The sequence below is a fragment of the Actinomyces ihuae genome (assembly GCF_001457875.1).
Lineage (GTDB): Bacteria > Actinomycetota > Actinomycetes > Actinomycetales > Actinomycetaceae > Pauljensenia > Pauljensenia radingae_A.
Genome location: NZ_CZPX01000003.1, coordinates 58040 through 80700 on the forward strand (window position 1 = coordinate 58040; position 22661 = coordinate 80700).

Sequence of the window (22661 nt, forward strand, 5' to 3'; positions counted from 1 at the left end):
TTTATGCGCGCCCTACGAACCAGCCTCTCAAAAGAGCGATACGTGCGTCAATCTGCGCGGTGGTTGCCCGCGCGACCTCCGGTCCGCCGCAACGCTGACGCAGTTGTGAATGAATCAGTGCATGTGAATCGCCTGAGCGCCGCGACCACTGGCCGACCAGACGCGACAGCTCCTTGCGTTTCGCGGCGCGTGCCCGGTGATCCGAGATCCCTGCATTTGCGTCGCGCAGGTTCTTCGCATCGCTCTGACGGCGCTGGGTCTTGATCTGCTCCGCCTGCCTGGCTTTGAGCAGCGTCGTCACCTGGTCGGCATCGAGCAGACCGGGAATCCCCAGGTATTCCTGCTCCTCGATCGATCCGACCTCAGCGCCTGATCCCCACGACGATCCTTCGAACAAGACTGCGTCGAACTCGGCATCCCCGCCGAGTGCTTCGAACGTTCCGGTCAGTTCCGAACTCGCATTTTCCACCTTGTTGGCCTGTGCCATCAGCAGGTCTTCCGCACTGGTGTCCATCACGGTTGGGTCATCAGGGCCGTGATGCGGTTTGTCGAGGGCGTGGTCGCGTTCCACTTCCATCTGCCCTGCCAGATCCAGCAGCGGCACTACGGAAGGGATAAAGACGGTGGATGTTTCGCCTCGTCGTCTGGCTCGAACAAAACGGCCGACAGCCTGCGCGAAGAACAGCGAGGTCGAGGTGTTTGTGGCGTACACGCCGACTGACAGTCGCGGCACGTCTACCCCCTCAGACACCATGCGCACAGCAACCATCCATCGGTCAGTGGATTCGCGGAAGTGATCGATACGATCGGAGGCGTCCGCATCATCGGAGAGCACGACAGTGGCCGGCTTTCCTGTGATGGCGCGCAGGCGCTGCGCGTAGGCGCGTGCCGCCGACTGGTCGGAGGCGATCACCAGTCCGCCAGCGTCGGGAATTGCGCGCCGCACCTGTGACAGGCGCTGATCGGCTGCCTGCAGGACAGCGGAGATCCACTCCCCTTTCGGATCCAAGGCGGTGCGCCATGCCTGCTTCATGATGTCCTTGGTGGAATGCTCCCCCAGTCGGGCGTGGTACTCATCGCCGGCGCTGGTGCGCCATGCCATGTCACCGGAATAGGACATGAACAGGACCGGTCGCACGACACCGTCATGCAGCGCATCTCCGTACCCGTAGGTGAAGTCGGCCTGCGAGCGGCGGATACCGTCACTCCCCTCGACGTATCGCACAAACGGGATGGGAGAGGAGTCCGAGCGGAAGGGGGTGCCGGTCAGGGACAGGCGCCTGGTTGCTTCCCCGAATGCGACCCCGATGCCGTCACCCCATGACAGCGCGTCGCCGGCGTGGTGGATTTCATCCAAGATCACCAGCGTGCGAAATGCACGGGTACGTGAGGAGTGGACGTGCGGGTTTGCAGCGACCTGAGCGTAGGTCACCGCCACGCCGTCGAAATGCGAGCCTGCACGTCCCTGGGAGTTTGAGAAAGCAGGATCAATGTGGATACCGACGCGCGCCGCCGCGTCGGCCCACTGGGTTTTCAGGTGTTCGGTCGGGCAGACCACGGTGATTTTCGAGACGACACCTGCGCCCATCAGTTCGACCGCTACGCGCAGCGCGAATGTCGTTTTTCCGGCTCCGGGTGTGGCGACAGCAAGAAAGTCCCGAGGTTGGGCGTTCAGGTACTGCTCGAGTGCGGCTGCCTGCCAGGCACGCAGACTTCCAGCGGTGCCCCACGCGGCGCGAGCCGGGAAAGCAGGTGGAAGTTGGGCCGCCGCGGAAACCGATGGTGAAGCGGAGGAATGTCCCTGGTCTTTCACTTGCCGGAACCGCCCCGCCCTCCGTTTGAAAATGGCCAGTTTCCGCCGTTCTTGCCCATTTGATCGCGCAGCTTCCTGCAGGTCGGGCACACCGGGTACTGTGAGGCCTCACGCGAGGGGATCCACACTTTCCCGCACAGTGCCACCACCGGCTGTCCGGTAATCAGCGAGGAGGATACGCGGTCCTTTCGCACAAAGTGTGCGAACCGATCGCCATCACCGGGGTCTTTTTCCTTCTCTTTGACCTCGGTGCGTTCCAACAGGCCGGTGCTGGTCGACGGACCTGCACCACCGCCGGCAGGACTGCCAGGATCTGCCGGGCTTACGGGTTCGCCTGGGTCTGTCACTGTTTCGGCCACTGCTTCGACGTCACACATACCTTCATTGTAAGTGGGACGGCTCAGGCCCTCGACCTGATTCGGGCCGAGAGCCTGAGTGTGAAAAGTCTCGCCGCCGCGATCATGGTACGGCAGCTGTGAAGCAGGTCAGTGGCGCGATGCCCACTCCGCTTCGTACAGTTCCACCATCTCCAACTGAGAGGCTGCCGCTTCGTCCAGCAGCACAGTCACTGCGGGGTGGAACTGGATAATGGTGGCAGGCCAGCGCGCTGACACGCCGCCTTCGATCAGTTCCTTCACAGCCTCGGCCTTGTTTTCACCTGTGGCGATCATAAGCAGCTGACGGGCCTCCATAATCGTTCCCAGTCCCTGCGTGATGCAGTGGGTGGGCACCTGCTCCAAGTCGCCGTCGAAGAAACGTGCGTTGTCCTGACGGGTCTGGCGTGACAGTGCGCCCGAGTGAGTGCGTGATGAGAGGGATCCGCCGGGCTCGTTGAATCCGATGTGTCCGTCTGATCCGATTCCCAGGATCTGCAGGTCAACGCCTCCTGCTTCGCGGATCCGCGCATCGTATGCTGCAGCGGCTTCATCCAGGGTGTTGCCGTCGCGTTCGTCAGGTACATTGAGGCCGCCTTTGGGCAGGTCGATGTGGTCGACGATGTTCTCGCACAGGAAACGCCAGTAGGACTGCGGGTGTTCGCGCGGAACTCCGACGTACTCATCGAGCTGGAAGAACTGTCCCTTGGCGAATGAGAGTGTGCCCGTCTGGTGACGCGCGACGAGTTCGCGGTACAGCGGCACGGGTGATGATCCTGTCGCAGTGCCCAGCACTGCGGTGGGCTTGTCTGCGTACAGTTTTTCGATCAGGTCTGCACCCAGGGATCCGATTTCTTCCTCGCTCGAGGCGACGTGGATCAGCATTCCAACTCCTTCGTAGTTGTGTGTCATTGACGAGGGCGACGCAACGCCCTGACGAATGGGTCACCCCTCATTGTAGAAGTTCGCCCACGTCCCGGCCTGTGCCAATGGGCCCGGGGCCGTGACGTGGTTCGAATGTCACAGGTGGAGGAATTCACGCAGCTGCTCGCACGTGGCTTCGGCTTCTTCCCTGGTCGGCATCTCGCAGAAGATACGCAGCAGCGGCTCGGTGCCGGAGAAGCGAGCGATGATCCACCCCTGGTCGAAGTAGACCTTGCAGCCGTCCTTGTAGGACACTGACTCAACTGGCCTGGTGAATTCAGGCAGTTTCTTGTCTTCCATCAGTGTCTTGAGGATTTCGAGCTTGCGTTCGGGTGCGAATGCAAAGTCGGTTTCCGCCATGTAGTGCGGCGGGAACTGTCCGGTGATTTCGTGGTAGATCTGGCTCATGGGCTTGCCGATCACGGCGATCATCTCGACCAGCAGTGCAGCCGCATAGATGCCGTCCTTGCCGTGGATGTGTCCACGCACGGTAATGCCGCCGGAGGATTCGCCGCCCAGGATCGCATCTGTTTCCAGCATCTTCGAGGACACCCATTTGAATCCGACGGGCACCTCGTAGCAGGTCTCACCGAACTTTGCGGCCACTTCGTCCAGCAGCGAGGTTGTGGCGACGTTACGCACCACCGGGCCTTTCCATCCCTTGTATTTGAGCAGGTAGTAGTACAGCAGGACGAGCAGCTGGTTCGGGTGCAGGAATTCACCCTGGTCATCGATTACGCCGATACGGTCGGCGTCGCCGTCGGTAGCCAGTCCCAGCGCACAGTTGTTGTCCAGCACGTACTGTGTCAGAGCGTCCAGCGTGGCTTTCGTCGGCGCCGGCATGCGTCCGCCGAACAGTGTGTCGTGGCGGTCATGGATCGTGTCCACTTCGCAGCGCGCGGTCATCAGAATCGTCTGCAGCGAGGTGCGCGAGACGCCATACATAGGGTCGAGGGCGATATGCAGGTTCGCTTCACGGATCGCCTGCATATCGATCTGTTCGCAAATCGAGTCGATATATCCGTTGAAGGGGTTAATTTCAGTGATGGCGCCACTGTCCAGCCCAGCCTGGTAGGTGACCGAGGGGATCTGTTCTTCCCCTGCGCCTTCAATGGCTTCCATGCGGCGTTCGATGTCAGCGGTGACATCTTCGTTGGCATCCTTGCCGCCCTCGGTAAAGACCTTGATGCCGTTGTAGATGGCGGGGTTGTGGGAGGCGGTGATCGCCATGCCGTAGGGCAGTCCCTGGTTCTTGACCGTCCACATGATCATGGGTGTGGGGGCCTGCGTGATGCGGATGACCTGGCAGGTGATTCCTTCACCGGCAAATACTTCTGCTGCCCACGTGGCGGCCAGATCCGACAGGAATCGCCTGTCGTAGCCGATGACCAGGCCTTTTTCTGCGTTGTTTTCGTCTTTAATGCGGCTTGCCAGCGCTGCACACAGGAGGCGAACGTTGTGGCGTGTGAATTCGTCGCCGATAATCGCGCGCCAGCCACCTGTACCGAAATGAATTCGTGACATCATGTCCTCTTGAATTGAACGGACAGACACTGCAGGGACGCCCTCGTCAATTCGATGGCCGCCCTGCGGTCGTTCCATCATTGTCAGTGAGTGACACAGTCTACCCTCCTCGTCTTGACACTTCAATGAATCTTGCCCACCTTCGTTTTTCCACGCATCATTGCCGAGGCAGTCCTGCGCTACCTTCTGTGATCCCACTAGACTGGAACCGGCACTTTGCTGGAAGGTTTGATCACGCCTCGACGTCCACAGGAGGATGACATGGCACAGGCACATCACAAGGCGGTTATTTTGGCGCGCGGTCTCGGCTCGCGCATGCGGAAAGATTCTGGGGACACGCAGCTGTCGGCTGAGCAAAAGCGCGCAGCTGATTCCGGTGTCAAAGCCATGATTTCGGTGGGGCGTCCTTTCCTCGACCACGTCATGAGCGCCCTAGCCGACGCCGGTTTCACTGATATTTGCCTGGTGATCGGCCCTGAGCACGACATGATTCGCGACTACTACGATTCGGTGGACAAACAGCGCATCACCGTCAGCTACGCGATCCAGGACAAACCCCTCGGCACGGCGAACGCGGTGCTCTCTGCTGAGGATTTCGCGGCCGGTGAGCCGATCCTGGTGCTCAACTCGGATAATTTCTATCCCGTTGATGCTCTGCTCCAGCTCGCACAGGTCGACGGGTCGGGTCTTGCCGGTTTCACGCGCGAGGCAATGGTGGAGCGTTCGAACATTGCAGCCGACCGTATTGCGGCTTTCGCGCTGGCCACGGCCGATGCGGACGGCAACCTCGATGAGCTGGTGGAAAAGCCCGATGCCGCCACGATTGAGCGCCTGGGTGAGGGTGCGTTGATTTCGATGAACTGCTGGAAGTGTTCGCCGGCCATCTTCGAGGCAGCCCGCACGATCAAGCCGTCTGCTCGCGGTGAGTATGAGATCACCGATGCTGTACGTCAAGCCATTGCCGATGGTGATTCTTACGCGGTGATCCGCTGTGATGAGGGCGTACTGGATATGTCGAATCGCGGCGATATCGCCTCGGTGGCGGCAGCGCTGGAGAATCACGAGGTCCGCCTGTGACTTCCTGGTTTGTTCCCGGCCGACTGGAAGTGTTCGGCAAGCACACGGATTACGCCGGTGGCCATTCCATCGTCGCGGCAGTCGATCGCGGCATTCGCGTCACGTTGGACGAGGGGGACTCGCCAGACGGTGGCATTTCAGCTCAGACGACCGCACTGCCGGATCGCGTTGAGGTTGGTGCAGGTGCGGCGAGCACTCTTCCTGCCGGCCACTGGGGTCACTACGTTCAGGCGGTGGTGGATCGCCTGACACTCAATTTCGGCCAGCTCAAACCTGCGCACCTGAGCTTTGATTCCGATTTGCCGTTGGCCTCCGGAATGAGTTCGTCGTCTGCGCTGGTCGTGGCGTCGGCGCTGGCTTTGATTGATCACAACGATCTGCGTGAGCGTGAGGAGTGGAAGGCGAACATTCACTCGCGCGCCGATGAGGCCGGATACTACTCGTGCTGCGAGAACGGTTTATCGTTCGGGTCGTTGGAGGGTGTGCGTGGCGTGGGCACCTTCGGTGGCTCGCAGGATCACACCGCCATGATGTGTTGCCACGACGGTCAGCTCACTGAGTTTTCGTTTTGCCCGATCCAGGAGCACCGTTCGGTGACACTCGACGACACGTGGACGTTCGTCGTGGCGGTCAGCGGTGTCCTGGCGGAAAAGACGGGCAGTGCGCGCGATTCGTACAACGCGCTGTCGGCTCGAATTGCGGCAATTGTGACGCAGTGGAACAAGGCGACCGGGCGCGCAGATGCCAGCCTGGCTGATGCGTTGGCGTCCTCCGGAGATGCGGTGGAGCAGATGCGCCGCATACTTGCTGACGAGCCGGACCTGCTCACGCGACTGGATGCGTTCATCCGTGAATCGACCGTTTTGGTGCCGCAGGCACTCGATGCGCTGGATGTTGGCGATATCGATGCGTTTGGTGCTGCCGCTGATGCGTCGCATCGCAATGCGGATGAGAATCTGGGCAATCAGGTTCCTCAGACGAATGATCTGCAGCGCCGTGCTCGCGAACTGGGTGCGCCGGCTGCGTCGGCGTTCGGTGCCGGCTTTGGCGGGTCAGTGTGGGCGCTCGTGGAGCGCAGCGGTGTTGACGATTTCGCGAACGCCTGGCTGGAGAATTACAGGCGCGCATATCCTGATGCCGGATCACGCGCCTCAATCGTGCCGGTGCGGCCGGGAGATGCTGCGCGGCGCGCAGACGAATAGGGCGCCAACAGCACAGCGACAGACGCTGAGACGAGTGTGGGGCAGGTATCGCGTGCGATACCTGCCCCACACTCGTATGAAGTGGCAACAGTGTTGCCGATCATGCCACCGTCAACGTGGCATCATCTTCACTTGTTCGAAACAGCCTTCTTCAGGGTCGAACCGGCCGAGATCTTCACGCCGTAGCCAGCGGGGATCTGGATTTCTTCACCCGTGCGGGGGTTGCGGCCGGTGCGGGCGGCGCGCTCAACGCGCTCCACTGACATGAGGCCGGTGACCTTGACCGGCTCACCCTTGGACAGTGAGTCGATCAGAACGTCCTGGAATGCTGCCAGTGCGGCATCGGCTTGGACCTTGGTGAGGTTGGCGCGCTCAGCAATGGCGGCAACCAGTTCGGTACGGTTGACAGACATGTATATATCTCCTCTTGCAGTTCATTGGGGGTCACTGGACATGACCACTGAGAAAACCCTAAACAGTCCAACGGCCTTTTGTCAGGTTCAACACCACTTTTTGGCGATTTTCGTGGCGAATCTCAGTTTTTTGCGCCGCTTTTGGCTTTTAAACGGCGAAGCGGAGGCGTTTTGGCACCCTCAAGCACTCGTCCGGGCACCCTCGTCACTCGGCGTAAACCTGCAGAGGGTGCCCCGGCAGCGCGCTTTAGAGGCCTGCCGCCAGTCGGTAATAGACCTGATTCCAGCGCACGTGATCGGCGAAGGAACGTGCCGTCGTGTCCTCGTCGATGACAAGCAACTCCATCTGAGCCATAACAGCGAACATCTGCCACGTCTCGACGTCAATCTGCGTGGACATCGCCGTGTGGTGCGCTCCGCCGGCAGTGAGCCATGCTTCAACCGAAGTGTACAGGTCAGGCTTCGGCTTCCACATTGCCCGGGCAACCGGCAACTTCGGCATGTCATGCGGCGGCTCGATGACGTCAACAGCATTGGCAGTGAGGCGGAAGCGGTCACGCATATCGGCCAGTGACACCACGACTCCTGGCCGCGCATCAGCATTGAACACGAGGCGCACCGGGTCTTCACGATCCCCGATGCTGAGTGGGTGTATTTCGAGGCGCGGGCGCGACTGAGTCAACGACGGACACACTTCCAGCATGTGCGCACCCAGGATCATTTCTTCGCCTTGGACAAGGTTATAGGTGTAGTCCTCCATCAGGGAGGCACCGCCCGGCAGACCTTCACCCATCACTTTGGCGATGCGCACAAGAACAGCTGTTTTCCAGTCGCCCTCGGCACCGAATCCATACCCGTCGGCTGTCAGGCGTTGCACGGCCAGACCGGGCAGCTGCCGAAGGGCTCCAAGGTCTTCGAAGTTCGTGGTAAATGCGCAGGCTCCGCGCGCTTCAAGGAATGAGCGCATCGCAATTTCCTGACGGGCGGCATACCGCAATGAGTCGTGGCGTTCACCGTCTTTCTTCAGTTCAGGTGCGATGTCATACAGTTCGTCGTACTCGTCAAGGAGGGTGTCGATGTCAGCGTCACTGACCGCTTCCACTGCTTCGACAAGATCGTTGACTCCCCACGTGTTCACAGATACTCCCAGTCGGCGCTCAGCCTCGGTCTTATCCCCTTCGGTCACCGCGACGTTGCGCATGTTGTCACCGAAGCGCACAACGCGCAGCTCGTGAGCGGCAGCCCACCCTGCTGCGGCACGGATCCAGCGTGAGACTTTTCGAGCGACGTTCGGGTTGGATGCGTGGCCCACGACGGTGGTGCGTGCGACGCCCAGGCGCGCCAGGATGTAGCCGTATTCACGGTCTCCGTGAGCTGCCTGGTTGAGGTTCATGAAGTCCATGTCGATGCTGTCCCAGGGGATCTCCACGTCGGCCTGGGTGGCCAGATGCAGCATTGGCTTCGTGAGGACTTCGAGGCCGCGGATCCACATTTTTGCCGGTGAGAACGTGTGCATCCACGTGATGACACCGAGCACCGAGTCATCACCGGAGGCGTCCAGCATGGCGCGACGAATCGAGTCGGAATCCTTGAGCACCGGCTTCCACACAATTGGTGCAGGCATCAGCCCGGATTCGTTCAGCAGCGTCACGACCTGTTGCGACTGGTCGGCTACCTGCTTGAGGGTGTCTTCTCCATAAAGGTCCTGGCTTCCGGTGAAGAACCAGACTTCGCGTGAGTCATAGAAACTCGTCATGAGTATTGTTCCTTAGTTTCGTGGTGTTGTGGTCAGTGTCTGCGCGTGTGGCTCGCCGACCTTGCTACTTGCTGTGCTGCCCATACACGTTTTGATAGCGCGCGTAGAGACTGTCGATTTTGTCCTGAGGGATCGAAATCGGCTCGCCCAGCTGTCTGGCAATGTGGACGGTTCGCGCCACTTCTTCAACCATCGCTGCGGCTTTGACTGCGGCGCGCCCATCTTTGCCGATCGTGAAGGGCCCGTGGTTCTGCATCAGCACTGCCGGGCTGCGAGAATCCTTCAAGGTATCCACAATTCCGCGCCCGATGGAGTCATCTCCGATCAATGCGAACGGACCAACAGGAACGGGGCCGCCGAATTCGTCGCCCATCATGGTCAGCACGCACGGTATTTCTTCGCCGCGCGCTGCCCACGCGGTCGCGTAGGTGGAATGGGTATGCACGACGCCGCCTACTTCAGGCATGTGCCGGTAGACATAGGCGTGAGCTGCCGTATCGGACGAGGGGGATCCTTCACCCAGGATCAGGTTTCCTTCCAGGTCACACACCACCATCGCGTCGGCGTCCAGCTCGTCATAGGACACTCCCGACGGCTTGATGACGAGCAGGTCCTGGGAGCCGTCTTCGGCTTCTCCTCTGATTCGCTGCGACACGTTTCCTGCCGTCCACACGATCAGCCCCCATTTGGGCAGTTCCGCATGAAGTTCAGCGACGAGGGCACGCGTCTTGGCTACACGGCTGGTCAGTTCAGCGCTCCACGTGTCCGGGTTTCGCACGTCCATTGAGTCCTCCACATCAGCATTCGTCTCGGTCGTAGTGTGAGCGCCGAGGGTGACTCGCCCACCTGATCATGCGTTGATCAGACATCGGCTTCGATGTCCTCTCCAGCATGCCACCACGCCGTTTCTGCTTTGTTTGATCCAGTGAGGTTAACGTTAACACACTGTGTCCAGGAATGGAACCGTTTTCACGCAATCAATTTTCCAGATGCCACGCGACGAAGTGCGCCTCGTCCCCCTCGTCAATGCGCAGAAAGAGGCGGGGCGGCGGTGGAGGCGCGCACGACCAACTCAGGAGTGAGCAGCGTGGGCGCATCTGGGGCCCGGCCTTCCAACGCGTGCATCATGACGGTGACAACCGCCTCTCCCAGCCCGCGAAAATCCTGACGCACCGTGGTCAGCGGTGGCATGAAGTAGCGTGCGCCCGGCTCATCATCGAACCCGACCACCGACACGTCACCCGGCACCGTTATGCCCGCACTGGTGAACGCGTTGATCAGGCCCAGCGCAAGCGGGTCATTTGCCGCAAAAATAGCGGTGGGTAAGGTGCCGTTCGCGATCGCTGTGCCAACCTCGAATCCGACGGACGCTTCCCACCCTCGCGTGGAATAGACACAGGGCGTTAGCCCGTGGCGAGCCATCACGTCACAATAAGCCTTTTCGCGCCCCTGAGCTTCGAACCAGTCGGACGGGCCTGCCAGGTGGGTAATCGCCGTGTGCCCGTGGCTGACCAGATGCTCAACAGCCAGGCGTGCCCCCTCATACTGATCCACCGCGACCGGCACGACGCCCAGAGATTCTGCTGTACTGGCCGACGTCACTGCCACCACGGGGACAGACACGCGGATCGTTCCCAGATCCTCCGCAATGTCTTCGATGGGAGCCAAAATAACGATGCCTTCAACTGCCAGGCCGAGCATATGGTCGATCGCGTCGCCCAGCGTGTCAGGTGTACACGAATCAATCGGCGCCACGGCGAGGAAATAGCCGGCCCGGCTGGCGGCGAGCTCAATGGACACCAGCATGGACGTCGGGCCGTAATGCGTTGATGTGGTGGTGATCAGGCCGAGGGTTCCGGAGCGGCGTGTCACGAGTGCGCGAGCCACAGAATTGCGGCGGTATCCCAATCGTTCAATGGCATCGAGAACCCGCTGACGCGTATCTGGTGCGACTTTTGCACTGGCATTGAGGACTCGGGAGACGGTCTGATGCGACACCCCTGCCGCTGCCGCCACATCCATCATCGAGGGAGGTCGAACAGAGTGATGCGCTATCACAACCACAGTCCTTTCTGTGAACAGATGACGCGACGCATTGTGCATGAAATCAGGAACGCGCGAGGCACAATACCGGATGGTGCACGGTGCAGGTCGAGCGTTCCCGTATCAGTAGTGTCTCACGAAATGGCGCAGATGTGAGCGTTCATATCGCAATTCGACCTCGAAATTACGCGCATGGGAGAATCTGCCTCTTTTCTCTTGCGCACGAGGCCTGGTAATGAGAAAGTAAACGTGTACCAATTCACATAACAAAGGAGGTTCGCTATGTCAGATCTGGAGAACACTTTCGACAAGGCTGCCGGTAAGGTCAAGGAAACTGCTGGAGATGTCAGCGGCGACAAGGATCTCGAGGCTGAAGGCAAGGTTCAGAACGCCGAAGGCAAGGCCAAGGACGTTCTGGAAAACGCCTCCGAAAAGATCAAGGGAGCTGCCGAGGATGCCGCTGCTGGCGCTCGCGCTCTGGCCGATCGCGCAAAGGACGCACTTAGCGGCGACAAGGGCGAGTGAGTTCACTTCTCACTTTCCCAATAAGGTCGCGCCGGGTGGCCCGTTGAGGTTCGACCGGGCGTGTGCCTGCTGAAAGTGTCGTGGGGCCTGCAGTCAGTAGACTGCGGGCCCCACGTTTATCAGGTCACGTGCCTGTCCGGAAGCACTGCCGCTACCGGCGCAAGCCGCTCGAGCATCACCTCGCCCCTCGCGAGCGTTATTTTGCGGCAACAGTCTCCAGTTCAGGATCCGGCTGGTGCGTGATGCGGTTACGCAGATCGCGGCGCACGATTTCAATGGACCACATCCACACGATGTGCCCGAAGAACTCTGAGAAGTGCTCAGCGAAGGGCTGCTCCCACGGGGCGGGCACAATGCCGATGGCGGGCATCAAAATGACATGGAAAACGATGTACACGACGATGCCGAATGCTGCGCCCTGCCACAGAGTGACCTGCTTGCAGACCTCAGCGAGCAGGCAGTACAGCAGTGCGAAGAAGATCGCGAACGAGAAGTGAATGATGAAGGAGTAGATCGGAAGCTCGTTGCCGTTATAGATCACCGACGTGTGGGACATGTCGGGTGACATTCCGAGCATTTCGAGTGTGGATTGCGGAGGATTGGTTGCATTGCGTTCAGGTGTGCGTGGTGGGAACGGAACTTCCCAGCCGAATTTCACGATGGCGGAGAAGAGGCCGGCAATCAGTCCGACGAGCGCCGCAACCTTGTAGTTACGCTGCTCTGGTTTTGTGGTCAACATGTACCCTCACATTTAGGCTGTTTCCAGGCGCGAAGGTTCACTGCGATCCGGTGACCACTATGCAGCGAATGCTCAGTAGCCTCCAGCCTCGCTGCGAATCTTGCGGGGCACGTGATGTCACGTGCTCAGCGATTATTATTCACCCTCACCAGTCATAATGACAAAATCTGCCCGCGCTCGGTTCAGCTTGTGCCGTGTGCTGTGGCCCGCTCACCCTCGTTCCTCATTGACGAGGGCGGCGCCACCACTCACGGGGCACCAATGATTACTGCAGTGCGGCGTTGATCTGTGCGCGCAGCTTTTCTTTAAGACTGGGCGCAGCCCACGAAATGTCTACTGCGTTGAGGCTGAGCTGGGCGAGGAACGCGTGGTCGACCTCGGACTCGTTAGCCAGGAGCTGGAAGTTTTCCGCAATGTAGCCGCCGAAGTAGGCGGGGTCATCTGAGTTGACAGTGACCTTGACGCCCCTGTCGGCCAGTTCCTTGATCAGCGGGACTTTGGAGCCGTCGGATACCCACGTATTCGACACAGGGCAGCATGTCAGGCCGATGTTGCTGTCCACCAGATACTGCACGAGTTCCGGGTCTTCGATAACGTTCGTTCCGTGGTCGATGCGGTCAACCTTGATGGTGTCGATAAGCTGGCGGATGTGATCAATGGAGTGGGCGATATCCACGTCGGCGTGCATGGTGAGCAGGAAGCCTTCGCGACGCGCGCGGGCGAACACCTCGGTGAACTTGTCTGGCGCATTTCCCGTTTCATCTGAGTCCAGCCCCACGCCGATGATCCAGTCCTTGTATGGCAGGGCTTCGAGCAGTGTTGCCATCGCGTATTCGGCCTGGAAGTCGCGCAGGAAGCACATGATGAGCGCGGATTGGATGCCCAGGGTGGACTCTGCTTCGAGCTGGGCGCGGTGCAGCCCGCTGATGACGGTGTGGAAGTCGATGCCGCGGCAGGTATGCGCCTGCGGGTCGAAGAACATTTCCACGTAACGCACGTTCTGTTCGGCGGCTTTTGTCAGGTATGCCAGGGCGAGGTCGTAGAAGTCTTCACTGGTGCGCAGCACGTTCATGCCGTCGTAGTAGGAGGCGAGGAATGAGGCCAGGTCGGTAAAGGCGTAGGACTGCCTCACTTCGTCCGGCGTGGATTCTTTCAGGGTGATTCCGTTGCGCTCGGCCAGTGCGAACTTGAGTTCGGGTTCGAGCGTGCCCTCGATATGCAGGTGCAGCTCGACTTTGGGCAGGTTGCGAACAAACGGCGAAATTTCCATGGCACTCTTCCTTCGGTGAACGTGCGGGGTGCTTGCAGCATGTCTGCCCGCAGAATATCTGTCCGCTCGGCGTCCTCGCAATACAAGCCTCGATGATAGCAGGGCCAAATATCCGATTTGTGTCAGTTACTGAGGCATTTTAAGAATCGGCTGCGCAACGCAGAAGGGTTTTCTGCTGACCAGAAAACGATGGCGCCGCCAGCGTGAGGTCCCATTCGTCACTGCGCTCACGCAGAGCGCTGACATCGTCGTTCTCAATCGTTTCCACTGTCAGGACGTGGTAGCTGTAGACCGCTCCAGTGACGTCTGTAAAGCAAAGGGCATCTCCGTCCGGAATCTGCGTGAGATCGCGGAATATTCCAGTCGTATTGGAGGCTTCGATGACGAGGTTGCCGTCTGCAGCATTTCCATATGTGGCAATGGGTTCTTCGGCCGCTTCGTCCGCTGGATAAACGTCGGCTCCATCGATGTGCCACGTATTTGCAGAACTGAAATAAAAAATGTCGAGATCAGCACGCACACTGCAGCTACGACAACTATCACTTCCAACGCACGTAAGACGAAGCGGGTCTTGCGCGAGTAAAAAAGTCTCGCAAGGATTTCCTGGTCTCCGGGCGACCTTGAGCAGGCTCATCATCGTATGGCATCTGGGCCGTATTCTCCATTGCGTTCTCCGCTTCGCGTGTACTCCAATGCCCCAATGGTACGTCGCAAGGGCTCAGCGAAAAAAGCTCCGTCATTCTCTGCAGGGCGTGTGATATACGTGGATGGTGAATTTTTGGACTCACTTCACGCGCCTGCTGCCTGGCGTGCTATACGCCTGTGCAGTCGCAGGTATTGCCTGGCTGATCAACCTGTTCGTGCCGTTGCTGTCTTCGATGCTGGTGGCGATCCTTCTCGGTGTTGCCGTGCGCAACACGAAACTGATTCCATCGATCTGCGAGCCGGGCATTGCCTTTTCAGCCAAGACTGTTCTGCGCGCCGGAGTGGTGCTGCTGGGCTTCCGCCTCTCACTACCCGCCATCGCGGCTCTGGGGGCCGGAACGATTGCCACGATCATCTGTGCCGTCGCGGTGACAATGGTGGCGGGGTATCTGCTGACCTACTTCATGCATGTCAGCCATGCGACCGGCATTCTGACAACATCGGGCACCGCAATCTGTGGAGCCTCCGCAGTTGCCGGCATCTCCCCCGTTGTTTCTGCGCGCAGTCACGAGGACGCCGATGATGCCGTGGCCACCGCCATTGCATGTGTAACGGTTTTCGGAACAGTCGCCCTCGTCGCTTTGCCGACGGCTGCCCACGCGCTGAACCTGACGCCCACGCAGGCCGCCGTGTGGCTGGGGGCTTCCATTCACGAGGTCGGCCAAGTTGTCGCGGCTGCGAATATTTACGACCCTTCCGTTTCTGACCTGGCAACGGCCGCCAAGCTTGGCCGCGTGGTATGCCTGGCAGTCGTGGTCGCAGTGGTGGGCATTGTGGAGCGCCGCGTGGTGGAAGTGCGCCATGAGCATGCGCACAAGGCAAGCTCGAGCACGCGCCCGCCTCTGGTTCCAGGGTTCGTCGTCGGATTCCTCATCGCCGTCGTCGTGGCCTCCCTGTTTACAGGCGTACCCGCTGCGAGCAGCGTTTTCAGCACCCTGGGCGGCACGATGGCCACGTTGTTGCTGACAGTGGCGATGGGCGCGATGGGTGCGGGTGTGAACCTGCGGAACGTGATTCAGTCAGGCGGGCGTGCGCTTGTGCTCGGCGTGATCCTCAGTGCATTGATCGCGGCTGTTTCGCTGGGGTGTGTGATCCTTCTGGTTGACTGACGGCGGCATTCCTGCTGGAGTGCCACAGCTTGTCTGGGCAGTAACATTGCGGAACACAATCGAGAACGCTTCAGTGATACAGAAAAAGCGGCTACCGCACGTGTTCTGCGCAGCGTGAACAAAGCCACCCAAGTGGCTCCTGTAAGAAGGCAAGAGGGACTGCTGCCGTGTTCGCTGGCTGTTTCTATCGTCGCCATCCGCGCACACCTCACCGCACGGTCTCGTCTGAGAAGACGCCACTATCGAATCAATAGTGTTGTCGTCTTGCTCGCCAGGTGAAGACTTATCGGCTGAGGTCAGATCGTGCTAGGAATTATGGGGGGTAACGCGTTGAGGGTCCATAGGTACGCGAAGGTCCCGTTTTCAACGAGGATGTAGATGCCAAGTCCGATGAATACGATCGGTACAATGATTCTCTCGTATTTTTCGACGGTCTCGCCGATAGCCGGTACGGAAGCCAGGCGCTGCGACAGCACGCATAGCCCCTGAATCCCCAGAGCGAAGACTGCAACGATAATCAGAATCTGGATGACGGTTTTTCCCGTGAAATAGGGGACGTAGATTCCGACGTTGTCTCCGCCCATTGCGAGTGTGAGACCGGCGAAAGCGAGGATTGTCGAGCCTTTCTTGCTCAGTTGTTCTTCTATCTCATCCTCGTCCACGTCCTCATCGACCAGAACCGCTCGTATGCCAAGTGCGATCGGAATGAGGCCCAGCAGACCGATCATCCATTCTTGTGGGATGAAGTTGAGAAACCAAGCCGCAACAAGGCTGACTGCCACGAGGATTCCGGTGCCAAGGTACTGCCCGAAATAAACTGATTTGCGGTGCTGTTTTCCCTGGGTGGCGAACAGGATAGTCAAAATGAACAGGTAGTCGATTGATGTCGACACGAATACCAGTGCGGCTGAAAGGATAATGTCCACAGCTTGCTCCTTCCATCTCGGGTTCGCTTGCAGCTGATGATGTGTTCGGATGGCCTACGGATAACGGAGCGAGCGCTGGGCCAGTGCGTGGGCCCGCGATCACCTACGCAGTCGCCTGTGCGTACAGGTCGAACAAGTGCGCGACGATCTTCCGCTCGTCACCGTCAAAGTCCACACCATACGCAGCTTCAACCGCTGCATCAAGTTCGTGATGGGCGCGGGTCAGCGCCGGGTACAGCCACGCATTGTCTGGATCGTACAGGTCAGCCAATGCTGCGCCCTGGTATTGATCCCGCGCATCAAGAACCGCCTGCGCCTTTTGCTCAACGAGTGCACGCTGCGCATCATTAGCCTGCGGCCACACAAAATTGTTGTACACGATGGTATTGGCGTAGCGGTAGCGCATTTCAAGACGACCTGCCACTGTTCGCATCCAGGCATTGTGGAATTGAGAGGTAAAAATGCCGAAATCATAGATTGATGCATCGGCGACAAAGTACAGCTGATTCCCGGGAATCATTCCATTGCTCACGAATCCGACCGGTATATACTTTCGACGCTCCGACGAAACCGGAGGCACACCAATGAATCGGTCTCCCTTCGGCGGTCTCACTTCATCAAAGAGCCACGGAGTTTCCGCCTTCTTCCGAGTGGCGGCCTTTGTCGAATTTTCTCTAAATTCTTTTACTTTGCGTACTCGTTCAAGAACATGCGGCATTGAGCGCAATTCCTGCGGCGTGCAATCAACAAGCCACAAACAATATCGTTTCTTACCTTTGATGAATTCTTCACCCATCGAGAAGCGGCGTATCCATTTTTCAGCCGCCGGTTCAACTTTCAGCAGCTTGTCTTTTTCATGCTCCCACATCAGGAGGTTTCCATTCTCAGTGGGTTTTCCTCCAGCACTCATGGGAGGCACGTCGCACAGCGGCTTGCTACGTCGTCCGATAAAGACATTCGCAGCGTCAACAAGATACCCATTGATATTGTCAACCGATCGTGAGACGCCCTCATCAATTTCCTGAACGTCAAAAAGCACCTTGTTTTTCCGCGCAACATAGCTGAAGCCGACGATGACGACATGGACGTGCGCCTGATCACTCGCCTCGTTACCCCACACAAATGATCGATGCGCAAAGTTGATGGTGATTCCGCGTTCGAAGAGCGGTCGCCACAATGGCGCCACCTGCTGACCCTGACAGATCGAATTCGTGGAGACAAACGCAGCTTCGATAGACGTCCCCTCCATGTAGTCCGCCGCTTTGCGGTACCAACCAGCGACATAATCCAGCAAACCGTGCTGCTTCATGCCGTCAAAGACCAGCTCCATATCTGCTCGCTGCTGAGCAGATATATTCGAGTAGCCGATGAAAGGCGGATTCCCCATAACGAAGCTGCATTGCTGAGCAGGCAGAACGCTCTGCCAGTCCATCGTCAGCGCATTGCCTTCGTGAATGGAAGCCGAATCTCGCAACGGGAGGTCGTCGATCTCACGCAAAATGATCGTCTCGGATTCAATGTTTGCCTGCAGCTCCGCAATCCACAGGGCCGTGCGCGCAACAGACACCGCGAAGTCGTTGATCTCAATCCCGTAAAACTGGTGCAGCGACACTTTGACCGGACTGTCTCCAACCTCCTCGAAGTCGAGCATCGTCTGGTTACGAAGCAGCTCGCCTATAACGACGTTCTCCAAGCGCCGCAGCTCAATGTAGGTTTCCGTCAGAAAGTTGCCGCTGCCGCACGCTGGATCATACACGCCGTTCACCTTGGTTTTACCCACCAAAGTTAGGCGCGCAAGCAGTTCAGAAACGTCCTGCGGGGTGAAGAACTCGCCACCCGACTTGCCTGCTGAAGATGCGTACATTGTCATCAAGAACTCGTAAGCATCCCCAAACATGTCAATCGAGTGAGAGCTGAAATCACCAAGTGGTAGATTCCCAATCTCATTCAAAATCCGCACCAGCTTCGCATTACGAGCCGCCACGGTATTACCAAGCTTCGCGCTGTTCACATCCAAGTCATCGAACAAGCCTTTAATGTCGCCCTCTGACTGGGAGCCAACAGCTGAACCCTCAATATTGCGAAAAACCTGCTCAAGCCGCTCATTCAAATCCGGGTCAGAAGCCGCGTTCTTGCGCACGTTCTCAAAAAGTTCGGAAGGGCGAATAAAAAAGCCTAGTTCTGCAACCGAACTATCGCGACCATACTCGGCTAGATCATCGGGAAGTTGAACGTAGTCAAAATCGGGATCCGTCTCGCGCTCCAGCCGGTTCACGTGTTGAACAAAACGTTCGGAAATGAAGCGGTAAAACAGCATGCCGAGCACGTACTGTTTGAAATCCCAGCCATCTACCGACCCGCGTAGATCATTAGCAATACGCCAGGTAGTCCGATGTAGCTCTTGTCTTTGAGCCTCACTACCCACAATAAACTCCCGATACCACTAACCAGTTTAAACGCCGCAACGGGCCACTTTCATAAGGATATCGAGAGAGTAGGACAAAGATTGCGCGCAACATGCACTAAAGCAGTTTGGCCGGCCACACCCCCTTGAATACTCCTTAAAGTCAACGCGCAGAAGCGGGCGGTCGGGCACGCGGCCTCATCCAGTTCTACGGCGCGGGGCACGCCGGTAGGTTCGCCGGACGCCTCGTCCAGGTGCAGAACCTACCGCGTAACTATCTGCCTGACCTCGACGCGCTCGAACTGCTCTACGACTCCGTGCCAGACACCCTGAGCCAGTTGATCCGTGCCACGTTCATCCCCAACGCCGGATGCCGGTTCATCGTCGCTGACTACTTCGCGATTGAAGCCCGTGTCATCGCCTGGCTCGCCGGAGAAGCATGAACCCTGGCAGCGTTTGAACAAGGCAAGGATCTGTACTGCGAGACCGCGTCGCGCATGTTCGGCGTCCCCGTCGAAAAACATGGCATCAACGCTGAGCTGCGCCAGGTGCTCGATATCGGCGTACGAGCCTTGAGTTCCGGCGTCAACGATCCGACTACGGTCTTCCGCACCACCGGGCAGTGCTAAACCAGCCTTCGAGACCTGGTTGAGAACCCGATCTACCCGCAGGTTAAGCGCGACGAGAACGGCAGGCTACTGGTCTGGGCGGTCGCGAGGGAACTCGAGGAGATAATTGACGACTTCTGCGGCGAGATACGTCGCAATGGTTCCGACGAACCCCTAGTAGTGATCTCGCTGCTGCAGGTTCTCGAATCGGTTTATAGCGTCGCCGACCAAAAACATCAAGCGCTTCGTTGTCAAGCAGCAGAAGCGAATCATTGCGGCTGCTGAGAAACATATCGAGGACCCGGTCGACCTAGAAAGTGTGAAGAAGGCAGCCTGGGAGAAGGATCTGCTGAAGGATCCCTCGCCAGAAAGCGGCGTCTAAAGATAAAAGCTGCCCCTCCGAGTCGAAGTGCGGAGGAGCAGCTTCATGGAGCCAAGGCTCCAATTATGTTGCTGGAAAGGTTTAGCAGGCGGCAATCTCTTCCCGCAGCTGATGCTTGAGCGTCGGGGTGGCCCACGAAATATCCACCGCATTCAGGCAGAGTTGCTTGAGGAAGTCCTCGTCTGCGTCCAACTCATCGGCAACTAGCTGCAGATTCTCGCCGATGTAGCCGCCGAAATATGCAGGGTCGTCGGAATTGATGCAGATCTTAATTCCCTTGTCAGATAACTGCTTGATCAGCTGAGTCTTGGAGCCGTCCGAAACCCAGGTGTTGGAAATCGGGCAGCTGGTCAGGCCGATCTTGTTGTCCACCAGATACTGCACATAGTCGGGGTTCTCGCTGACGTTAGTGCCGTGGTCGATGCGGTCAACCTTGATCTCCTCGATCAGCTGGCGGATGTGCTCGATCGAGTTCTTAATGTCGACGTCGGCGTGCATAGTCAGCAGGAAGCCCTCCTCACGAGCGCGAGCGAAGACCTCGGCGAACTTCTCAGGCGCGTTGCCAGTCTCGTCGGAGTCCAGCCCGACGCCGATGATCCAGTGCTTGTAATCCAGGGCCTGGGTCAGCGTGGCCATCGCGTACTCGGCCTGGAAGTCGCGCAGGAAGCACATGATCAGAGCCGACTTGATGCCCAACTTCTTCTCGGCCTCGACCTGAGCGCGGTGCAGGCCATGGATGACGGTGTGGAACGAGACGCCACGGCAGGTGTGCGCCTGGGGGTCGAAGAACATTTCCACGTAGCGCACGTTCTGCTCGGCTGCCTTGCTCAGGTATGCCATGGCTAGGTCGTAAAAATCCTCGGCGGTCAGCAGCACGTTCATGCCGTCGTAGTACGCAGCCAGGAAGGACGCCAGATCGTCGAAATCGTATGATTCGCGAACCTGCTCGGGGGTTTCCTCGGCGAGCTTGATGCCATTGCGCTCGGCGAGCTTGAACTTCAGCTCCGGCTCGAGCGTGCCCTCGATGTGTAGGTGCAGCTCTACCTTGGGCAGTTTCTGAACGAAGGGTGAAATCTTCACTTTGACTCCTAGTTGCTGGAAATTACGGGATCGGTGACGACGAACTTGACGCAGTCGATCAGGCCCAGATCGGTGATCGCCCACTCCGGGATTGCGGTGATCGACAGGAACAACAGCTGGCCGAATGGCGACGGCAGGTCGCTGCCCAACTCATCGCGGGCGATGCGATCCATCTCCTGTTCGGCAGCGGCCATCTCCTCAGCTGGAATGTCAGCTACGATGCCGGCTACCGGCAGTGGCAGCCTGCCGATGACGTCGCCATCGGCAACAGCCACCTGGCCACCTCCAAGCCTAGTCACCTCGTTGATGGCGAGGGCCATGTCTGCCGCATTGGTTCCGGCCACCACGACGTTGTTGTCATCTGGCGAGTTGGAGGTCGCGATCGCACCCTTCTTGATACCGAAACCGTTGATGAAGGCAACCGGCAGGTTGTCGGTCTTGCCGTAGCGCTCGGCGACGGCAACCATGATTGCGTCCTTTTCGATGCAGGGCTGAACCACGCCGTCGACGATGTCCAGCTCGATCTCCGCGCCGGGACGGCGGAAGGCCACGTCCTTGCTGAGCACTATCGCCTGAACGACTGCCTTGGAGCCCTCGGCCTCGACCTTGATGCGGCTTGCGTCCACTTCCTTCAGCTTGAAGGTGTCGGCGACAACCGAGGTGCGCTCGGGCGCCACCGGAGCTACGACCGACTTGCCGTTCTCGGCGACGATGCGGCCAGCGGTCATCACGCGTGCGGGTCGGAAGTCATTCAGGTCGTCCACGAACAGGATGTCGGCGAAGCGGCCGGGTGCGATCGAGCCGATCTTGTGATCGAGCTTGTACATGCGGGCGGTGTTGATCGAGCCCATCTGAATTGCCTGCATCGGGGTCACGCCGCACTCGATGGCCAGGCGAACCACGTAGTCGAGATGGCCACGGCCAAGCACATCGCTCGAGGTTATGTCGTCGGTGCAGAAACCGACACGGTCGCTCGGGGCGCCCATCTCGGTGACCAGCTTGATGTTCTCGCGCAGCATCGGGGCCGCGGTAGACTCCCTGATGATGATGTCGATGCCGTTGCGCATCTTCTCCAGCTCTTCCTCAGGCGAGTATGACTCGTGACATAGGACAACCCCGGAAGAGGCGTATCCAGCCACCCTGCGGGCGTCCACCAGAGGCGCGCAGCCGAAGGCGTGCAGTCGGTTCTTCTCCGCAATGTCCATCGCGGCCAGAACGTCCTCGTCACCGTCCTCAACCATCTCCTGAACCGTCTCCCACAGGCCGACGCACTCGGGCATCTCCTGGGCTATCTTGTGGTCCTCGGCCTTGAACGCATAACCGACGTTGGACTCGGGGATGGTGTAGGGCGCCTTAGCCGGTGCTCCCCACCAGACGTGTACCGACGAGTCGGCGGCCTCCGCCAGGAACTCCTTCACGCCGTCAATGCCTGCGGCGACCAACACCTGATCGAGTCCGGAGATGACCGAGGTGGTGCCATAACGTGCGACCATGTCGGCGAGCATCGTCACAGAGAGCTTCGAGCACTCGATGTGCATGTGGCCGTCGATCAGACCCGGGGTCAGGTAGCGGCCCTCGGCGTCGATGATCTCGGTATCGGGGCCCTTCTGCGCAGACACGTCGCCGACGGCAGCCACACGGCCGTCCGCGATGGCCACGTCTGCTGGATAGATTTCGCCAGTTAGGACATTAACCAGCTTGCCGTTTTCGATGATTTTGTCAGCATGTGCCCTGCCGTAGGCCACATCCATTACGTGCCGGTTAGGCATTTCTACTCCTTAGCTTTG

General features: G+C 58.9%; 20 protein-coding genes and 1 pseudogene. 6 read left to right on the top strand and 15 right to left on the bottom strand.

Translation table 11 applies throughout. The annotated features are described in order from the left end of the window. Nucleotide 1 precedes the first annotated feature (1 nt). From BN3002_RS00260 to BN3002_RS00275, 4 genes are all read right to left on the bottom strand, one after another. Complete coding sequence (locus BN3002_RS00260; protein ID WP_082628454.1) at nucleotides 2-1813, bottom strand: DEAD/DEAH box helicase; 1812 nt, start codon at nucleotides 1811-1813, stop codon at nucleotides 2-4. Continuing rightward, nucleotides 1810-2190, bottom strand: coding sequence for a DUF3039 domain-containing protein (locus BN3002_RS00265; protein WP_082628455.1), 381 nt, complete (start codon nucleotides 2188-2190; stop codon nucleotides 1810-1812). The genes BN3002_RS00260 and BN3002_RS00265 overlap by 4 nt, the downstream gene beginning before the upstream one ends. Before the next feature lie 108 nt (nucleotides 2191-2298). Next, nucleotides 2299-3072, bottom strand: coding sequence for a glucosamine-6-phosphate deaminase (nagB, locus tag BN3002_RS00270; protein WP_058236061.1), 774 nt, complete (start codon nucleotides 3070-3072; stop codon nucleotides 2299-2301). Between the two features lie 135 nt (nucleotides 3073-3207). Next, nucleotides 3208-4635, bottom strand: coding sequence for a phosphoglucomutase/phosphomannomutase family protein (locus BN3002_RS00275; protein ID WP_058236234.1), 1428 nt, complete (start codon nucleotides 4633-4635; stop codon nucleotides 3208-3210). 261 nt (nucleotides 4636-4896) lie between these two features. Between BN3002_RS00275 and BN3002_RS00280 the strand changes: the two genes are divergently transcribed. Further along, nucleotides 4897-5712, top strand: a complete 816-nt coding sequence (locus BN3002_RS00280) for a nucleotidyltransferase family protein (protein WP_058236062.1) — start codon at nucleotides 4897-4899, stop codon at nucleotides 5710-5712. After that, on the top strand, nucleotides 5709-6914 hold the full coding sequence (locus BN3002_RS00285) for a GHMP family kinase ATP-binding protein (protein WP_058236063.1): 1206 nt from the start codon (nucleotides 5709-5711) through the stop codon (nucleotides 6912-6914). Before BN3002_RS00280 ends, BN3002_RS00285 begins: the two co-directional genes overlap by 4 nt. Nucleotides 6915-7042: 128 nt before the next feature. Here the strand turns inward: BN3002_RS00285 and BN3002_RS00290 are convergent, their stop codons facing one another. From BN3002_RS00290 to BN3002_RS00305, 4 genes are all read right to left on the bottom strand, one after another. Continuing rightward, complete coding sequence (locus BN3002_RS00290; protein ID WP_058236064.1) at nucleotides 7043-7327, bottom strand: HU family DNA-binding protein; 285 nt, start codon at nucleotides 7325-7327, stop codon at nucleotides 7043-7045. 247 nt (nucleotides 7328-7574) lie between these two features. Then, nucleotides 7575-9083: an L-arabinose isomerase gene (gene araA / locus BN3002_RS00295; protein WP_058236065.1), complete on the bottom strand. Its 1509-nt coding sequence runs from the start codon at nucleotides 9081-9083 to the stop codon at nucleotides 7575-7577. 64 nt (nucleotides 9084-9147) lie between these two features. Next, nucleotides 9148-9867 (bottom strand): L-ribulose-5-phosphate 4-epimerase, encoded by a 720-nt coding sequence (locus BN3002_RS00300; RefSeq protein WP_058236066.1) that lies wholly within the window; start codon nucleotides 9865-9867, stop codon nucleotides 9148-9150. Nucleotides 9868-10106: 239 nt separating this feature from the next. After that, the gene (locus tag BN3002_RS00305; protein WP_257525340.1) at nucleotides 10107-11141 is read right to left on the bottom strand and encodes a LacI family DNA-binding transcriptional regulator; all 1035 of its coding nucleotides are present in this window, start codon (nucleotides 11139-11141) and stop codon (nucleotides 10107-10109) included. 267 nt (nucleotides 11142-11408) lie between these two features. Here BN3002_RS00305 and BN3002_RS00310 point away from each other — a divergent pair, with 267 nt between their 5' ends. Beyond that, nucleotides 11409-11651, top strand: coding sequence for a CsbD family protein (locus BN3002_RS00310; protein ID WP_058236068.1), 243 nt, complete (start codon nucleotides 11409-11411; stop codon nucleotides 11649-11651). Nucleotides 11652-11847: 196 nt separating this feature from the next. Here BN3002_RS00310 and BN3002_RS00315 read toward each other — a convergent pair whose 3' ends face one another. The 3 genes from BN3002_RS00315 to BN3002_RS00325 form a co-directional block, all read right to left on the bottom strand. Further along, nucleotides 11848-12390, bottom strand: coding sequence for a YagU family protein (locus BN3002_RS00315; RefSeq protein WP_058236069.1), 543 nt, complete (start codon nucleotides 12388-12390; stop codon nucleotides 11848-11850). Between the two features lie 265 nt (nucleotides 12391-12655). Continuing rightward, the gene (gene add, locus BN3002_RS00320) at nucleotides 12656-13660 is read right to left on the bottom strand and encodes an adenosine deaminase (RefSeq protein ID WP_058236070.1); all 1005 of its coding nucleotides are present in this window, start codon (nucleotides 13658-13660) and stop codon (nucleotides 12656-12658) included. Between the two features lie 139 nt (nucleotides 13661-13799). Next, a complete protein-coding gene (locus BN3002_RS00325) occupies nucleotides 13800-14180 on the bottom strand; it encodes a sortase domain-containing protein (protein WP_058236071.1) in 381 nt (126 codons plus the stop codon). Nucleotides 14181-14427: 247 nt separating this feature from the next. On the opposite strand from BN3002_RS00325, the gene BN3002_RS00330 reads away from it, so the two are divergent. Beyond that, the gene (locus tag BN3002_RS00330) at nucleotides 14428-15474 is read left to right on the top strand and encodes a YeiH family protein (protein WP_058236072.1); all 1047 of its coding nucleotides are present in this window, start codon (nucleotides 14428-14430) and stop codon (nucleotides 15472-15474) included. A 296-nt stretch (nucleotides 15475-15770) separates the two neighbouring features. On the opposite strand, the gene BN3002_RS00335 is transcribed toward BN3002_RS00330, so the two are convergent. Continuing rightward, complete coding sequence (locus BN3002_RS00335; protein WP_058236073.1) at nucleotides 15771-16400, bottom strand: CadD family cadmium resistance transporter; 630 nt, start codon at nucleotides 16398-16400, stop codon at nucleotides 15771-15773. A 103-nt stretch (nucleotides 16401-16503) separates the two neighbouring features. Next, the gene (locus BN3002_RS11450) at nucleotides 16504-18825 is read right to left on the bottom strand and encodes a type I restriction-modification system subunit M (protein WP_074026123.1); all 2322 of its coding nucleotides are present in this window, start codon (nucleotides 18823-18825) and stop codon (nucleotides 16504-16506) included. A 233-nt stretch (nucleotides 18826-19058) separates the two neighbouring features. Here BN3002_RS11450 and BN3002_RS11535 point away from each other — a divergent pair, with 233 nt between their 5' ends. Beyond that, nucleotides 19059-19247 carry a hypothetical protein gene (locus BN3002_RS11535; RefSeq protein ID WP_058236075.1) on the top strand — a complete coding sequence of 63 codons (189 nt, stop codon included), beginning with the start codon at nucleotides 19059-19061 and terminating at the stop codon, nucleotides 19245-19247. A 54-nt stretch (nucleotides 19248-19301) separates the two neighbouring features. Then, nucleotides 19302-19697: pseudogene (locus BN3002_RS10985) on the top strand (DUF2254 family protein). A gap of 178 nt (nucleotides 19698-19875) precedes the next feature. On the opposite strand, the gene add (BN3002_RS00350) reads toward BN3002_RS10985, so the two are convergent. Together add (BN3002_RS00350) and BN3002_RS00355 are read right to left on the bottom strand one after the other, a co-directional pair. After that, a complete protein-coding gene (gene add, locus BN3002_RS00350) occupies nucleotides 19876-20874 on the bottom strand; it encodes an adenosine deaminase (protein WP_058236076.1) in 999 nt (332 codons plus the stop codon). Nucleotides 20875-20882: 8 nt separating this feature from the next. Next, on the bottom strand, nucleotides 20883-22643 hold the full coding sequence (locus BN3002_RS00355) for an adenine deaminase C-terminal domain-containing protein (RefSeq protein ID WP_058236077.1): 1761 nt from the start codon (nucleotides 22641-22643) through the stop codon (nucleotides 20883-20885). Between the last annotated feature and the right edge of the window lie 18 nt (nucleotides 22644-22661).

Excerpts from the sequence above, each read along its gene's own strand:
- BN3002_RS00275 (WP_058236234.1), bottom strand. The coding sequence starts at position 4,635 with ATGTCACGAATTCATTTCGGTACAGGTGGCTGGCGCGCGATTATCGGC.
- BN3002_RS00280 (WP_058236062.1), top strand. The coding sequence starts at position 4,897 with ATGGCACAGGCACATCACAAGGCGGTTATTTTGGCGCGCGGTCTCGGC.
- add (WP_058236070.1), bottom strand. The coding sequence starts at position 13,660 with ATGGAAATTTCGCCGTTTGTTCGCAACCTGCCCAAAGTCGAGCTGCAC.
- nagB (WP_058236061.1), bottom strand. The coding sequence starts at position 3,072 with ATGCTGATCCACGTCGCCTCGAGCGAGGAAGAAATCGGATCCCTGGGT.
- BN3002_RS00355 (WP_058236077.1), bottom strand. The coding sequence starts at position 22,643 with ATGCCTAACCGGCACGTAATGGATGTGGCCTACGGCAGGGCACATGCT.
- BN3002_RS00330 (WP_058236072.1), top strand. The coding sequence starts at position 14,428 with ATGGTGAATTTTTGGACTCACTTCACGCGCCTGCTGCCTGGCGTGCTA.
- BN3002_RS00310 (WP_058236068.1), top strand. The coding sequence starts at position 11,409 with ATGTCAGATCTGGAGAACACTTTCGACAAGGCTGCCGGTAAGGTCAAG.
- BN3002_RS00300 (WP_058236066.1), bottom strand. The coding sequence starts at position 9,867 with ATGGACGTGCGAAACCCGGACACGTGGAGCGCTGAACTGACCAGCCGT.
- BN3002_RS00265 (WP_082628455.1), bottom strand. The coding sequence starts at position 2,190 with ATGTGTGACGTCGAAGCAGTGGCCGAAACAGTGACAGACCCAGGCGAA.
- BN3002_RS00290 (WP_058236064.1), bottom strand. The coding sequence starts at position 7,327 with ATGTCTGTCAACCGTACCGAACTGGTTGCCGCCATTGCTGAGCGCGCC.
- BN3002_RS00315 (WP_058236069.1), bottom strand. The coding sequence starts at position 12,390 with ATGTTGACCACAAAACCAGAGCAGCGTAACTACAAGGTTGCGGCGCTC.
- araA (WP_058236065.1), bottom strand. The coding sequence starts at position 9,083 with ATGACGAGTTTCTATGACTCACGCGAAGTCTGGTTCTTCACCGGAAGC.